Here is a 15,528-nt window from a genome sequence, read left to right on the forward strand (position 1 = left end):
GAGAGGTGTTTCGGGGGCGTGGATACTTTGCACAGCGCGCCGGGTACCCGGACGCCACTTTCCTGCGTCCGGGTGCTCTGCCTGGTTAGTTCGTGTGTCGAACGGCGGTTCCATTGGCTGGCCAATACCTCCGGTACCAGCAAGGACATTTAGCAATCAAGGATAGATCTCGCCACAGAACCAGGTTCCCGCTTCCACCCAGTCATTGCCAGAACCTCCCCAGCCTTGATTGACGTAGAACCAGCGATCTGTGACTTCGTCATTCCAGCAGAATATAAAGCACCGGCGTACAACCCTGCGCCGCCAGGCATAGCCGTAAGCCAGCGGATAATGGCTCAGCCAGCCAGTGCCGATAATAGCTGGTGTGCGCCGGTCACGAATCGACGCGACTGCACGATTGCGCAGCCCGTTTTCGTGCCAGCCAATACTGTTCCAGTGGCAGACCTGCCGGGTGTATGTCCGTCCGCTCAGGTAGCGCCACGAACCGTCCATGTTCCAAGGCGCAGTCGCGCCGTTACCAAAGGCGCAAAACGTGTTGATCTGTCCACGAAGTTCGCGAATGACGTTTCTTATCCCGTTGCTCATGGCGTTGGGCGCGACGGCATTCGCGCCGCGCCCGCCATCCTGCCGGTAGAGACCAAAGCGCGGTGCCCAGTAAGGGTTCCCGCCCTCTGCCTGGCGGTCGCCCCAACCGAACAGCATTGCCCAGGCCACGGCACCGCAGCCAACCTGGCAGCCGCCGAATTCGAACTGGTTGTACAGGGGTTGCGCGCTGTGAGCGCCGGCTGCCCAATAATAAGTCCATGCCATGGTTAGGCCTCCTTTTCACAAGTGCAGGGCTTGCCTACCCGGCTGTTTGTTGGGGTATCTTCGCTGACAACAAAGAAGCGGAGGCGCTCGCTGTCGTTATCGGGATACTTCAACGAGACCATCAGATCGGTTTCTTCGTCTACCTGCGTGTCGCTTGCGTGGAGCACGAGGGTCGGGGGCCCGATCTGATTATCTTCAATATTGGCCCGGATGAGCTTCGCGCCCTCACCGTAAATATCTATTGAGGCTTCATCCAGCAGGGCAACACGATGGGTGGTTCCGGTAAAAATACCTTCCCCGAACTCGGAAATTGCGTCCTCAACTTCCCAGGCACGACTGGCACGGTGGCGCAGGGCATCCAGCAGTGGCCCGAAGGCGTCGGCATAGCGTGTCTTGTAGTTTTCCCAATCCCCATCTTTTTCGAACTTGACCTCGATGGACTCGCCCCTGCGGGTATATTCGTGCTCTGAATTTTCCGCGGCGTGGTCATCCTGGTGGGCAGTGAGTGGTTTGGCCTCGGAACTAGCAATGGCACCGGCGTGCTTTTCAAGAGCGTGTGGTAGGCCGGAAAGTAATGCCGGAATTTGTCCTGTAACGCCGGTGATCCGACCACCGGAATCCTCTGCAACATACGCCAGCGTGTCGAGCTTGTAGAGTTTGTTTACAGCGCCAGAGCTCCCACTTTCTTCGTTCGTTTCAGTTTCACACGCCGTATCGGTTTGCGCTACCTGCAAACTGGGGGGCAGCCGATCCAGGCTCCAGTGTGAGATTGGGAAGTCGTCGCGGCCTGCACTTGCAATAATAAATCCGGCGGGTTTGGGAAATGCCCGCTGGTGCTCTTGAGTATCCTGCTTTTCTCTTTGTCCACTTTTCTTGCAGTTGGCCGCATCAAAACCGCTCGATGTAAGTGTCTTTCGGGTTTTGCTGGATGGGGTTAGGTGGAATTCGTAGTACGCAACTTCCTCCTTGTCAGGGCGATAGATAGGTACCGCAATATCGCCAATCGACAATTTTTTACATATATCTGAAAGATCGGAATCGCGAAGCGATTCAAGATGCTGCGCGACGCGGCGTCGAATATCTAGTGGAACTTTTTTGAGTGGAATCTCCATGCTTACAACTCCTGAGTTAGATTTTTAAGAGTTAGCAGTCATATATTTCAAATTTAAGTCGTACGATGGTTCAATCTGGGAGTCCTTCTTGCGTCGAGTCAATTGCATATGAATGATGTGCGAAGAAGTCGGAGAGTTCATTTTGTATTGATCGCGACAATCAGGGTAGGCCGCTCATGGCTGCAATGTCTATTCGTGATAATTAAATAGGTGTCATATAGCTTATATTTTTTATGAATTTATATGGGATTGTGAGCGTGTTCTGGTTTCTTCTGAATACGAGGTTTCGTTCTTTGGATCTTCGTGCGAATAAAAACGACAGTGGGCTGGTCGTAGAATCAATACCGCTGTACGTTTGAGCTTTCAGGTGGAATGAAAAGGGAAGGGAGGATGCCGTGTTGGAGTATCTGGGAATTTTCCTGTGGTAGGCAACTCTGAGAGCGCTGACGCATGTGAACATCGGTTTATCTGATTGAGTGCACCTTTAGTATCCGACTCTTTTATTGCCGGAAAAACATAGCGCGGTTGATCGCTCCCGGTGAGGCTTGAAGATCCCAAAGGTCAGTAAGCTGGTCCCCGACTGGGATTTCGACAGTATCGTTCTGCACCACTCGGGAAGCTCGGGCGAGAAAGACCCGAGAGCGACCGAAGCTAAACATATGCAGGATCAATGAACAAGCTCAATCGGATGAGGAACAAGCATGGCCTTAACAAACTTTAGACTACCGCTGGCTTTGTTAGTCATCACCGCGCTATTGCTGATGTTGAAGCTGTTTACCGCGATCATCATGTTGCCCGATGATCCGGCGAGCTTTCTGATTTTCCGCTTTTCCCCCTCTCTGGAAAATTACCTCAGCGGCTTTCCCGCGGGGATAAAATACACTGTGCTGCTTGCAGACGAGAACGGCGTGATCGGTGAGCCCTTCTACCAACTTCTGGTTCGCTACCTGTGGTGGCTCTTTGCCGCTGTTGCGCTGTTGGTTGTGCTTGCACGCAAGCCGTGGCAGAAAGGCTAATAGAGGTTACCCAGGCAGACGCCAGTGCACGCGGGGGGGAAGGAGTTGGCGTTCAGTCTTGAGCTGGACACAGTCTTCGCCTGTCTTGGCGCACGGGGCGCTCTGATTGAACCCGCGTCCGCAGGCTTTATGGGGCGAGTGCTTTGGGTGGATTATCCGGCTGCTTTTACAACTGGCGTAACATAAAAGGCGCCGCTCGAAAAACGGCAGGATCTCAGCCATAGACAGCGCTACAGGTTCGGCTGGTCGTAGAGGTCGCAATAGGAGTAGTCTTCAGCCACGAAGATCTGCCTGATTTTCTACCGGGCCGCCTATCTGTCATAACCAGGGTGTATTCCGCATCAGCCACACTGTGGCCGCCTATAGTGACCTGCTTGACTGCTTCGATCTTAAATTTTTTGGGTGGTGCTTACTGATCATGTACACCCCATTTTAGCCAGTTTATCTAACGGAAAGGAGTCTAGGAAACTAGTGGCGATTCGATAAACGAAGAACAGAGGCGATGACAATCTATTAACCTTAAGAAGTTTTTTATGCAGGCCTTGATTATTTTAGATGCCATTGAATTTAACGTGGTTTACGCTCAAAAAAGCCCCGGTGAATGACTCCACCGGGGCTTTTTATTGGACTTTTAGCGGGTCAATATTGTATCGAGTGTCTCACTGGAACTGATAGCTAAAACGAACGCCTGCAGTTCGTGGTTGAGGCAGAGTCACGTTGGCGCCAAAGGTCAAACCCAGGCCTGACATTGTTAACGGCATGTGGCCATAATCGGGATTGCCTATCACGGAACGAGGTGTGTCGTTATCCATGACATTATCGACATAGAGAATAGCCGCCCAATTATCTTCATGTAAGCCGGCAGACAAATCCCAAACGGAGTATTCTGGAACCCAATTCTGGTTGCCTTTTTCATAAAAACGCTTGGATTGATACATGCCGGAAAGCTCTATGAAGTAATCCATTCCATCGCTCAAGTCGTCCTCAAAGCGAATGCCCAGATTGGCTGCATGCTTGGCAGAAAATGGCAGTGTTTTACCCGAAAAATCACCCTCAATATTGCCAGCTTCGAGTTTTTCGGTGGTAGAAACCGTAATCGGTCGACCAAAGCCGTCTATCTTTCCTTCAATAGCATCGCTGAGATTGAAGTCTTTGAATTCAGCATCTGAATATGTATAGCCCGTCCAGAGGATCAGATTGTCTGTCGCCTGGAATCGGGCATCAATTTCAAAACCAGTGATTTGTGATTCACCAGCGTTAGCAATAGCGTTGTTCAACACGCCGAGGTCATTGGTGTAGTTGTATGCAATTTGTTGATCAGTGTAAATGTTGTGAAAAATTGCACCATTGAGTTGTAGGCTATCATCTAACCACATGCTCTTAGCGCCGATTTCAAAGGCAGTCAACTTCTCGGGATCGTATTGGCCTGTTCGCATGTCACCGCTGGCACCCGTGGTTGCGGTACCGCCGGGCTTAAATCCAGTGGCTATATTACCGTAAGCAAAAACATCATCGCTAACTTTCCAGTCGAGTGTAATGCGGGGCAAAAAGGCTTCATCTTCCCGTGAGCTCTCAGTCATTAAATTAAATGACGGGTAGAGAAATGCCCCTTGGATGGTGATTTCATCAGCGTCACCTTTGTAGTCGATTTTTTCCGTTAAATAGCGAGCTTCCAGGGTTAATCGGATGTCGTTACTAAAACTGTAGGCGGCGGATCCTGCCAGTGAAGTGTGCTTGGTTTCCCGGTACATTGGGATAGACACTTTGAAATTCGGATCGGTGTTGATGTTGTTAATGCCTGCGGGCGTTAAATAGGGAAGTAAGGTTGGTAAGTCGGCGCCGTCACGCAACCACCAGGCGGAATCCAGAGTTGAGGTTAACTCCTCGTGCCAGTAAAGGGCGCTGACCATCCAATCCCAGTTGCCGATATTATGTGACAAGCGTAATTCTTGACTAAATTGTTCCAGTTCGTGTTTGGTGTCAGAGTCACTGGAAAATCCAATTTGCGATGCGTACGGGGGGTAAGCGACTAAAGTGTAATTGGTTACATCAAAATCTTCTTGAATGTGAGAACTATTTTTGTTGTAACCGGTGAGGGAGGTGACATTCAGGTCGTCATTAACGTCCCATGATATTTCTGCATGGGTGCGAAAGTTTTCAACGTTAGTGCCCGGGTAATCTTTCCCTGTATTTGGATCAGGAGATAAATCAATATCAGATTCTTGAGCACCTTTTCCAATAGCCCCAAATAAATATGGAAGACAGTCACTTGAATATGTGGGTGTTGCACCACAACCACTGGTTCCTGGAACGCTAGCCCACTCGGCATTATTTGCCAAACTGCCAATCAGAAATGGGTCGGAAAATGGATCACTGACGGCATTACTTAGTGCTGTGACGAACACTAACGGCCGTGATGTGTATTCTTGTTCGGAGTATTCTATTCGAGAAAATGCCGAAAGGTTATCTGTTGGCGTCCAGTTCAAACTGATTGCAGCCCCTGACATTGTACTGCCGCCGAGCTCACCCCCCGTATTGGGGTTTTCGTAATTTCCTTCACCTTTTGAATAGGCCAGGTTAATACCAGCTGCCAATACATTATCAATTAAACCGCCAGAAGCGGAGAACTTTGTGCTGTTGGAGCTGTATTGATCCACATCCACATCAACATGTACATCTGGTGCGAAAGTTGGCCGTTTGGTGACGTAATTAATGGCACCTGTGAACGCGCCGCGGCCATAAAGCACACTTTGCGGTCCTTTGACGACCTCGACTCTTTCTAAGTCCATCAGCGCGACATTGGCACTGCTACCGCCACCGCCGGTGGTCATAGCTTCGCTGGATATATCAATGCCATCTACCAGCACAGCCACGTTAGGGCGCCCACGCTCTGCGGATAAGCCGCGAATTACAGGGCGTGTATCGTTGGGTAATAAGCCGATATCAAAAACGAGTCCTGGCGTCAGCTTGGCGACGGATTCTAGGTCTTGAATATTTTTTTCTTTAAGAGTGCTGGCTGATATCGCATCAATTGCTAGAGGCACTGATTGTAAGCTTTCGACTTTTTTTCGTGCAGTAACAGTGATCTCTTCGATCATGTTGCCAGATTGGCTATTGACCGATGCATTAGCTGATTGCATTGATGCAACAGTTGCAACAGCTAAAAACAATTTATTGCGAACATTCATTACAGAGCCCTTAAAATTAGTTTGTATTATTTTTATTTCATTCGGCGTGGTTTATTTGAATAATTCCAAAGCTGTAGGTCAGACTATTATCGTGTGCCTGAAAGACCAATTCTGGATTTATAGAAAATATGATTTTTATCAATTTTCAGGTTTTTCAAAGTGATCCAAAATCGGGTGTGATATAGGGTTGTTGTCCCCAGTCAACCTCATCCCAGCGTATCCCTGCGGTTTCCGGGGGGCGTAGCATGGTGTGTGACTGCCATTCGACTCGGCAGAGGGTAGTGCGCCTGATGTCCTATGCGTGGTTGTCAAACGCCTTAGAGCGATGGATCTCAAAACAGTCTGTGGCAACCTGCTGAAAGCTAGTCTGGAGGGCATCCCCTGCGATAATCGCAAGCCGCCGCCGGCGTTCAGCCGGGTCGACTTCCTGCGCTGATAGTCTCCAGGCTTTCAGTATGGCCTTGCGGGTGGCAGCCAATGAGACGGAAGCGTAGGTGCCGAGACTCAGGTAGGCGCATTTCTTGGTGTGGGGTCGGTAGTAGTTGAGTAGCCAAAGCCTGGAACCGTTCGGCTTTACCCGCAGGCGCAGACTGTTGCCATCGACAAGGTTGTACTCCTTCACACGGGGCTTGGCCTGTTTGGTCTCGGTATTGGCAAGGGCTAGGTTGTCCGCGCCATTGGGTAACCTGTGGTATAGGAACACTGAGTTGAGGGGTGCATTGATGTTCCTAATGCTGCGCCTAAAGGTCGCGGTTTTTACAGTAGCTTGACGATGCTTAACGGTATAAAAAAAAGCCGCTAACCTAAGTGGTTGGCGGCTTTCACGGAGCTCAACGGTTGTCTTGGATCCTGGTGTTGGTGGGATGGCGGGAGTCGAATAGTTCTTTGTAGGCGCCGTATTATCTGTGGTTTTGCTCTGCATGGTCAGCTAACCCCACAAATAACCCCACCGCTTGAGCAATGTGCTCGTATAGGTGCGGCTTTCAGTTAGTTCATTCTCATCATTAGCCTGTCCAAATCATTCGTCCTTTTTGGGCTTCGCTTCCTTATCGGCGCCCTTGCGGTCATAGGCGCCGAACAACTCTGGATCGAGGCCTTTGCGGTCAAAGATTCCCTTGAGGGCGATATTTCCTATCTGGGGGCCCTCCTTGGTCATGGTCACCCACATGATGTGATCCACGTTGCCGGGTCCTTCTTGGTGGAAAGAGGCACCGGCGGGGCCCATCGTGATGTGCTCGGAACCATCGAATAAATCGTAGTCGTAGTAATGTAGGTGACCGGCGAGAAATGTATGCTTACGCGCCTTGAGAATTTTCTGGATCGCCTTGAAGCTAGCAGACGCATTTTCCCAAGCGGGTTCATGGAGGAACAGGAATGTCCACCGAGCGTCCGGGTTGTCAGCGAGTGTCTTCTTGATCCATGCCATTTGCTCGTCACCAAACTCGACTGGCTTACCGAGGGCGGCGACAACCGCCTCGTCGGCCATAAACTCTGCCAGCATCTCCCTGGCCTTGGCCGGGTCTTCGACCTGCAACCTGTTGTAAAGCTCCAGTTTATCCTTCATACCCTCGGGCGCCGCACGGGGCGGGTCCTCGCTATCAAGAACCATGAACAGGACGTCCTTGTAGACGAAGTGGTAGTAGGTGGCGCCATGCCTATCCTTCCAGACCTGCTGTGCGGTCTTGTTTGCGATGTCGTGGTTGCCTGGCGTGCGGACGAACGGCATTTTGAGCTTGCTCAACATCTCGTCGACTTCATCCCACTCGGCATTCAGTTCCGCCTTGTCATCACTATATCCCTCGATCAGGTCACCGACATTGATGACAAACTCGGGCAGCAACAGATTGAGTTGATTGATGGCGAGTTTGAAAGTGCCTTCCTGGTTGGCTCCCCCGGTCCGGTCGCCGATGACGACGAACTGGAACTCGGCGGGATCATTCTGTATCGGCTGAGATGTCCAGGGCTTTGCCCCGGGAAGTCGTTCCTTATCGTAGGAGAAGCCGCTCGTTGTTTCCTCGGCCCAGAGGTTTGTAGAGAATATCGTGAGGGCGACTGCAATACATGCTGAGGAAAGCTTCATGTCTTTTAGAGTCCTTACTCTTGCTGCGTCGTCGAGCGGGTATGTTCGGCTAACCCCGGCGTTAAGTCGCCGGCCGGATCATCGTCGCGCCTGGCTCCGGCCATATCACAGAGCCATTGCTTTTTTACCGTATCGCCAATGCTCGTAGTGCTCTTGGTAATACTTGTGAATTAGCCGCGCTTTCAGGTATGCCGTAATACTCCAAGTGAGTGATAGCAGGTTTTCGATGGGTGCGGGCAAAGCTAGGTGGTGGGAGGTGTCAAGGCTGGCGTTGAATAATTGGGGTCAGTGTAAAGTTATGGCAGGAATATCCTTCAGCCCAGATATTTGATGCAACTTGAGTGGTCGCTGATCGTCCGATGGCGGGAGTGATTCGGTGCTTGCACCTCACCCCTTCGGGGCGGCCCTTCGGCCGTCTTAACGCGCGTTGCGCGTTGATCGAACCCTCGCTAAGCGTTCCACTCGCGACAGCTCGCCAAATTAAAAAGGCCCGTTACCTTGCGGTAACGGGCCTTTTTAATTTGGTGGAGATGGCGGGAGTCGAACCCGCGTCCGTCAGCACTCTGCCAGAGGCTCTACATGCTTAGATCCGCCTATTGATTTAGCTCTCTACAGCCCAGCGGGCAGGACGTAAAGAGCGAGCCTGAATAAGTTTTAGTCCATCCGCGTCAGGCACGCTTCAGGGCGATCCAGTTCTGTATGACAGCCAGCAGCGCGGTACTGGAACCTTGCTGAAGGCCGCTAAGGGGCGAACCCTTAGTAGTGCATCACGGGCTGCTTACGCAGCCAGTTGGGCACCGTAGTTGTCGTCGTTGGCAACTAATAAAATGCAGCTTTGGATTTACGTGATTCGCTACCCTCACGGCATGCACCCATGGTTTCGCAACCAACGTCGAATCCAAGTCATCCCCGGAATCGGCGCAGCGAGCAGTGTCTGCAAGCTGGTCACTACGAAACGCATTTGCGTGACGCGGAGTATACCTCAAGGTCTGTGGCCACCATAGGGTGACGGTACAAATTTATGACCCTTTGGTTACCCGCGTTCAAACAGGGCAATGGATTCCACATGGGTGGTGTGGGGGAACATATCCATCACTCCTGCTTTGGTTAGACGATAGCCGCGCTGGATAAGTTCCGCGGTGTCGCGCGCCAGGGTGGCCGGGTTGCAGGACACGTAGACGATGCACTTGGGATTGAAGCGGGCGATATTGCGCACCAGTTCCAGCGCGCCGGTGCGGGGTGGATCCAGCAGCACTTTGTCGAAGCCGCCGCGGGCCCAGGGGCTGGTGGCAAAGTCGGCGGTGAGGTCGGCGCCCTGGAAGCGTACGTTCTCTATTCGGTTGAGCTCGGCGTTTTCCCGCGCGCGTGCGGTGAGCTCGGTTGCGCCCTCCACACCAATGACTTCCTTTGCCCGCTTGGCCAGCGGCAGGGTGAAGTTGCCGAGGCCGCAGAACAGGTCGAGCACGCGCTCGTCCGGCTGTACGTCCAGCAGTTCGACGGCGCGGTGCACCATCTGGCGGTTGATGTCGAAATTGACCTGCACGAAGTCCTGCGGGTGGAACTGCAGGGTGAGGTCGAACTCGGGCAGCTGATAGTGCAGGCGCTCGGCGCCGTCTTCCGGGAAGACCTTTTGGGCTGTCTCATCCGCCTGCAGGTAGAGGTGCCAGCTGCGTTCGCGCACGAAATCCAGCAGCCGGGCGAGGTCACTTTCCGGCAGCGGCTGTAGGTGCCGCACGACCAGGGCGATGGCATCTTCGCCCATGGCCACTTCGATATGGGAGATATGCCGGGCCTCGTCACAGTCTTCCAGCAATTGTCGCAGTTGCGGTATCTGCCCGGAAAACTCGGCGGGCATCACGGGGCATTGCTGGATATCAGTGAGGTCGTTGGAACGCTTTTCCCGGAAGCCAAACAGCAACTGTCCGCGACGGCCTTTCTCTCGACCGAAGCGCACGCCGATGCGGGCCTTGCGGCGATAGCCGAAGGTGTCTGAGGTCAGGGGCGGCAGCACCTCATCCGGGCGCGCATCCGCAAAGCGCTGCAACTGATCCAGCAGGATCTTCTCTTTGGCCGCGATCTGGGCCTGTGGCTGCATGTGCTGCAGGGCGCAGCCACCGCACAGCTCAAAGTGCGGGCATGGCGGTGACTGGCGTTCGGGCGCACTTTCCAGGATCTCCGTGGCCACGGCCTCGTCGAACTTGGCGCGGTTGGCCAGATAGCGAACCTTGACGGTCTCCCCGGGCAGGGCGTTATCCACAAACAGGGTTTTCCCCTGCACCCGCGCAATGCCGCGCACTTCGTGGCTGAGTGCGTCGATGGTGACCGTGGGCGTGCTCGTAGACGGCTTGCCGCCGCGCTTGGGCGGAACGGGTTTGCGGGACTTGCTGGCAGTGGGGAAGGGCGGACGTTTGGATCGCATGGACTAATGGGTTCTGTTTTACAGCGGAATGGTCGCGCCAATGATAATCCGCCGGGGGCAGAAATGCGCGCTTGCTGGCGCCGGGATGGGAAGAGAGGGGTGGCAGCTGTAGCGGTGCCGGGGGTGCGGGGAGAGGCGACCGCAGGGATTCCTGCGGTCGCAAAGAGGTCAGAGTACGGTCTGGGCGAACGCGGCGAGGATCAGCAGCGGGCAGGCGATGCGTACGTACCAGGGCCAGATTTTCCAGAACAGGGTCTGCTCGATCTCCGTGTGGCCTTCCTTCATTTCGGTGAGCAACTGGTCGCGATTCCAGATCCAGCCGGCGAACACACACAGCACCACGCCGAGCAGCGGCTGGCCGTATTCGGTGGCGATGGAGATCACCAGGCCAAACAGCGCTTCGAAATTGAAGATGATCACGGTACTGATGGCAAAAATGACCAGGCCCATCATCAGTGTCGCCGGGCGGCGCTGCATGCCGAGGTTTTCGATGGTGAACGCCACCGGCACTTCCAGCATGGAAATGGACGAGGTCAGGGAGGCGATGACCATCAGTGCGAAAAATGCGATGGCGACGAACAGCCCAGAGGTACCCATGCTGTCAAACAGGGCCGGCAGAACCTGCAGGATCAGGCCGGGGCCGGCGATCAGTTCGCCGGCTTCGGAGTAGATCTGGGTGCCGGCTTCCTGGGCCACGTACATGGCGGGCAGGATCAGCAGGCCAGCGGTGAAGGCAATGCCCACGTCGATCAGGGTCACCAGGGCGCCGAGGCGCGGCAGGCTTTCCTGTTTGCTCAGGTAGGAGCCGTAGATCAGCATGGTGCCGACGCCGAGGGACAGGGAGAAGAAGGCCTGGCCCATGGCGGAGAGCAGCAGTTCCGGCGACAGCTTGCTGAAGTCCGGGATCAGGTAGGCTTCGAGGCCCCGCATGGCGCCGGGCTGGAAGAGTACGTAAGCAATCAGCATCAGCAGCAGGATGATCAGCGCCGGCATCAGCAGGGTAGACCAGCGCTCGATCCCTTTCTCAACGCCACTGGCGATGATAAGCATGGTGAGACCACTGAAGATTGCGGTGAAGGTAAAGTTGCGCGCGGTGCTGTCGCCGGTCAGCCAGTTGGCCGTCTGCTCGGCGCCAAACAGGGTGGCGAAGGGATCTGCAAGATGCGCAACCATCCAGCCGGCAACGATGGCGTAGAAGCTGAGAATCAGCGATGCCACCAGAATGCCACTAAAGCCGGCAATGGTACCCACACCGCGGCTGACCGGGCCGGTCGAGATGCCGCGCAGGGCCTGTACCATATTGCGCCGGGCGTGGCGGCCGATGGAGAGCTCGGCCATCAGTACCGGGTAGGCCAGCATAAAGGCCAGCAGCAGGTACACCACAACGAATGCAGCACCGCCGTTGGCGGCCACGTTAGTGGGGAAGCCCCAGATATTACCGAGGCCGACGGCAGAACCGGCTGCGGCCATCAGGAAACCGAAGTTGGAGCTGAATTGTCCTCGCGGAGCACTCATGAAAAATCCTGTAATTATTGTTCTGGTGAATAGAATTTCGGTCTTGGTGAATAAGCGTTCGCCAGTCGCTGGTTAGCGGTGCTCGGTGCGCACCAGGCGCTGCTTCTCGCGGTTCCAGTCACGCTCTTTCGCGGTCTCACGCTTGTCGTGGGAGGCCTTGCCCTTGGCCAGCGCGATCTCGCACTTGATCAGGTGTTGTTTCCAGTAGAGCGCGGTACACACGCAGGCGTAGCCCTTCTGGTTGACGGCCGCCACCAGCTTGGCGATCTCGCGCTTGTTCAGCAGCAGGCGGCGGGTGCGATCCGGTTCGGTCACAAAATGCGTGGAGGCGCTGGCAAGCGGCTGGATACGCGAACCCAGCAGCCAGGCCTGGCCATCCTTGAACAGCACGTAGCTGTCGGTGAGCTGGGCCTTGCCTTCGCGGCAGGATTTGACTTCCCAGCCTTGCAGTTCCAGTCCTGCCTCAAACTTTTCCTCGATGAAGTAATCGTGTTTCGCCTTCTTGTTGAGGGCGATGGTGTTTGAGGCCGGTGCCTTTTTCTTTTTTGCCATAGGTACAACTTAAATAAGATTCAGCAGGCTGGTATTGAAGAACTTCAACAGCACGGTGTTGATAAATACCAGCAGCAGGATCGCCGGGATAAAGGTTCCGAGGGCGAAGTTTACATATTTTTGCGACAGCGAGCCGGCGAAACTGCTGTCTCCTTCCTGGAGCTCGCGATCCAGGTTGGCCTTCTTCCATTTGTAAATCACAAAGATACAGACCAGGAACCCGTTGAGAGGCAGTATGGTGTCGTAAAACAGGATTTCTACCAAGTCGAAGAAGGATTTGTTGGCGCCGCCGATGCTGATCAGTTCCGTCAGCGGGCCAGACATGCCGAATGACATGGCGCAGGCGATAGCCAGAACCAGCTGGACGGCGGCAATGGCATAGATGGCTTTCTTGCGACTCATGCCGCGCTCGTCGCGCAGGGTGGCGACAGGCACTTCAATGATGGACACCAGTGAGGTCAGGGCTGCTACCAGAACCAGGAAGAAGAAGGTCGCCGCCACGATGCTCGCGCCGATGTAGCCGATGCTGTCCTGCAGTGAGAGGAATATCTTGGGCAGGAACAGGAAAATCATGCCGGCCGAAGAATCACTGAGGGTCGCCGGGTCAATCTGCGGGTTGAAGTGGAAGATACTGGGCAGGATCAGCAGGCCGGCGGTAAACGCCACCAGTGTATCGGTCAGTGCCACGGCTTTGGCGGAGCCCGGGATCGAATCCCGCTTCTTCATGTAAGAGCCGTAGGTGATCATGATGCCCATACCGAGCGACAGGGAGAAGAAAGCCTGTGCCATCGCCTTGCTGACGACTTCCGGGGAGATTTTGGCGAAGTCCGGGATCAGGTAGTACTTGAGGCCGAGCACCGCATTCTCGCGGGTCAGTACAAACAGTACCAGTATCAGAAGCATCACGAACAGGATGGGCATCAGGGTCTTGGCTGCGCGCTCGATACCGTCTTTTACCCCCATGGCGAGTACGCCGTTGATGATGATCATCAGCGCAATGAGATAGACGAAGACTGCGTTGGAGTTGATGAAGGCGCCGAAATAGGCCTCGGTGGTGAGACCGGTCAGGTTGCCCTTGAAGATTTCCACCAGGTATCCCAGCACCCAGACGGTAACTACCATATAGAACACCGCGATCATGAACGGGGTGATCAGTGCCATCCAGCCGGGGATGCGCCACAGGCGCGAGCCGCCGGAGAGCTGGCGGTAGGCGCCCACGGGGTCTTTGTCGGATTTACGCCCCAGTGCCAGTTCGGCCATCATGACCGGCAGGCAGATAAGAAAAACGAACAGTGCATACACCAGCAGGAAGGCGCCGCCTCCACTCTTGGTGGCCGCCACCGGGAAGGAAACGAGGTTGCCGATGCCCACGGCGGAGCCGGCTGCGGCCAGGATGAACCCGATGCGGGAGCCAAAATGTTCTCTTGGAGCGGACATATTTTTCTCACTTGCCTGTTATTCTTGTCGCCAGAGTGCGCTGAGCGGGCGGCGTGGCCGATCCGTCAGCGAAAGACCGATTGTTGCAGGAATTACCCGCCTTGAGTAGCGCCGCTGTCCAAAATGGCCTTATGCCTCACAGGATAGGCAAGAAAGCTGCTGAAGTCGGGCAAGGTTTGATCAATGACAAATATTGAACGCAGCGCGCTGGTGATGTTCAGTGCGGAGCAAATGTTCGACCTGGTAAATGACGTGGCGAGCTATCCCCAGTTCCTGCCCGGATGCCGTGGCGCTGAAATTCTCCAACGGGATGACAATACGCTGGAGGCGCGGCTGGATCTGGCGCGTGCGGGAATCAGCCAGAGTTTTATCACCCGCAATACACTGCACCGCCCCGAGCGCATGGATCTGGTGCTGGTGGACGGGCCGTTCAGTGAATTCAACGGTGCCTGGACCTTCACGCCGCTGGCGGAAAATGCCTGTAAAGTGGCCTTCTCCCTGAGTTTCAGTGCCAAGAATCGGCTGCTGGGCGCCGCGGCAGGGAAGCTGTTCAGCGGTATTGCCAACCAGATGGTGGACGCCATGTGCGAGCGGGCCAAACAGATCTATGGAGTTGCTTCATGACAAACCAGAAAACCATCGCTGTGGAAGTGGTGTATGCGCTGCCGCACGAACAGCGCCTGATTAGCCTGCTGGTGGAGCCGGGTACAACCGCGTTACAGGCACTGGAGCTGTCTGGTGTCCCCAAGGAGTACCCTGAAGTGGATCCCCAGACCGCCAAGCTTGGGATTTTCGGGCAGGCACTGGGTACCAAGGGGCTGGCGGTAGCCTCGGAGTATGTATTGCAGCCGGGAGATAGGGTAGAGGTGTATCGCCCACTGATTGCAGACCCGAAAGAGGCGCGCAAGCAGCGGGCGGAAAAAGCGAAGCGCCAGGCTCGGGAGAGCAGCGCAGAGTAACCTGTGGTTTAGCGCGGCCAGCCGGCGGGCTGCCAGTCGCCGCTGGTAGCCATCAGCATTTCACCGTTGAAGTACACGGTAAACCGCTTCTGGGTCTCTTCGCCCTTGGGGCTGCGCACACGGTTGATGTAGTCCCAGCGGTTTGGGTTGAAGGTGTCTTCCACCAGCGGGGTGCCGAGTACGAAGCGCACCTGGCGGCGGGTCATGCCGGGCTTGAGCTGGTCAACCATTTCCTGGGTAATGATATTGCCCTGCTGCACCTCGATACGGTGTACGCCGGGGAATTTGAACAGGCTACAGCCGCTAATCAGGCTGAAAAGGCCAGCCACCGCGAGAATTCTTACAACTGATGGCATTGAGTGCTCCATCTTGAATTTTTATTTCGATCCAACTTTGTCCGGGACAGCATAGCTTCTGTTCTCGCCTGCCCCCCGATCATG

Annotated in this window: 13 protein-coding genes and 1 other RNA gene; 3 read left to right on the forward strand and 11 right to left on the reverse strand. The window is 54.7% G+C overall.

The genetic code is table 11. The annotated features are described in order from the left end of the window. Positions 1–156 precede the first annotated feature (156 nt). Together ACNKU7_RS03245 and ACNKU7_RS03250 are read right to left on the reverse strand one after the other, a co-directional pair. Complete coding sequence (locus ACNKU7_RS03245) at positions 157–810, reverse strand: hypothetical protein (RefSeq protein WP_418295525.1); 654 nt, start codon at positions 808–810, stop codon at positions 157–159. Positions 811–812: 2 nt separating this feature from the next. After that, positions 813–1,922, reverse strand: coding sequence for a hypothetical protein (locus tag ACNKU7_RS03250; protein WP_418295526.1), 1,110 nt, complete (start codon positions 1,920–1,922; stop codon positions 813–815). 701 nt (positions 1,923–2,623) lie between these two features. Here ACNKU7_RS03250 and ACNKU7_RS03255 point away from each other — a divergent pair. Next, entirely contained in the window at positions 2,624–2,938 is a 315-nt protein-coding gene (locus tag ACNKU7_RS03255; protein WP_418295527.1) for a hypothetical protein, read from the forward strand. 659 nt (positions 2,939–3,597) lie between these two features. Here ACNKU7_RS03255 and ACNKU7_RS03260 read toward each other — a convergent pair. The 8 genes from ACNKU7_RS03260 to ACNKU7_RS03295 all read right to left on the reverse strand — a co-directional run bounded on the left by ACNKU7_RS03260 (position 3,598) and on the right by ACNKU7_RS03295 (position 14,129). Continuing rightward, entirely contained in the window at positions 3,598–6,126 is a 2,529-nt protein-coding gene (locus tag ACNKU7_RS03260; protein ID WP_418295528.1) for a TonB-dependent receptor, read from the reverse strand. 295 nt (positions 6,127–6,421) lie between these two features. Beyond that, a complete protein-coding gene (locus ACNKU7_RS03265; protein WP_418295529.1) occupies positions 6,422–7,048 on the reverse strand; it encodes an integrase arm-type DNA-binding domain-containing protein in 627 nt (208 codons plus the stop codon). 96 nt (positions 7,049–7,144) lie between these two features. Next, entirely contained in the window at positions 7,145–8,206 is a 1,062-nt protein-coding gene (locus ACNKU7_RS03270; RefSeq protein ID WP_418295530.1) for a metallophosphoesterase family protein, read from the reverse strand. Between the two features lie 522 nt (positions 8,207–8,728). Beyond that, positions 8,729–9,117, reverse strand: a transfer-messenger RNA (tmRNA) gene (gene ssrA, locus ACNKU7_RS03275). Between the two features lie 122 nt (positions 9,118–9,239). Continuing rightward, entirely contained in the window at positions 9,240–10,625 is a 1,386-nt protein-coding gene (gene rlmD / locus ACNKU7_RS03280) for a 23S rRNA (uracil(1939)-C(5))-methyltransferase RlmD (protein WP_418295531.1), read from the reverse strand. 168 nt (positions 10,626–10,793) lie between these two features. Next, positions 10,794–12,140 carry a sodium-dependent transporter gene (locus tag ACNKU7_RS03285; protein ID WP_418295532.1) on the reverse strand — a complete coding sequence of 449 codons (1,347 nt, stop codon included), beginning with the start codon at positions 12,138–12,140 and terminating at the stop codon, positions 10,794–10,796. A gap of 72 nt (positions 12,141–12,212) precedes the next feature. Continuing rightward, on the reverse strand, positions 12,213–12,692 hold the full coding sequence (gene smpB, locus ACNKU7_RS03290; protein WP_418295533.1) for an SsrA-binding protein SmpB: 480 nt from the start codon (positions 12,690–12,692) through the stop codon (positions 12,213–12,215). Positions 12,693–12,701: 9 nt separating this feature from the next. Further along, entirely contained in the window at positions 12,702–14,129 is a 1,428-nt protein-coding gene (locus ACNKU7_RS03295) for a sodium-dependent transporter (protein ID WP_418295534.1), read from the reverse strand. Between the two features lie 183 nt (positions 14,130–14,312). On the opposite strand from ACNKU7_RS03295, the gene ACNKU7_RS03300 reads away from it, so the two are divergent. Together ACNKU7_RS03300 and ACNKU7_RS03305 are read left to right on the forward strand one after the other, a co-directional pair. After that, positions 14,313–14,753 (forward strand): type II toxin-antitoxin system RatA family toxin, encoded by a 441-nt coding sequence (locus ACNKU7_RS03300; protein WP_418295535.1) that lies wholly within the window; start codon positions 14,313–14,315, stop codon positions 14,751–14,753. Beyond that, entirely contained in the window at positions 14,750–15,088 is a 339-nt protein-coding gene (locus tag ACNKU7_RS03305) for an RnfH family protein (protein WP_418295536.1), read from the forward strand. Before ACNKU7_RS03300 ends, ACNKU7_RS03305 begins: the two co-directional genes overlap by 4 nt. An 8-nt stretch (positions 15,089–15,096) precedes the next feature. Here the strand turns inward: ACNKU7_RS03305 and ACNKU7_RS03310 are convergent, their stop codons facing one another. After that, a complete protein-coding gene (locus ACNKU7_RS03310) occupies positions 15,097–15,444 on the reverse strand; it encodes an outer membrane protein assembly factor BamE (protein WP_418295537.1) in 348 nt (115 codons plus the stop codon). Positions 15,445–15,528: the final 84 nt, after the last annotated feature.

The sequence above is a fragment of the Microbulbifer weihaiensis genome (assembly GCF_048323715.1).
Lineage (GTDB): Bacteria > Pseudomonadota > Gammaproteobacteria > Pseudomonadales > Cellvibrionaceae > Microbulbifer.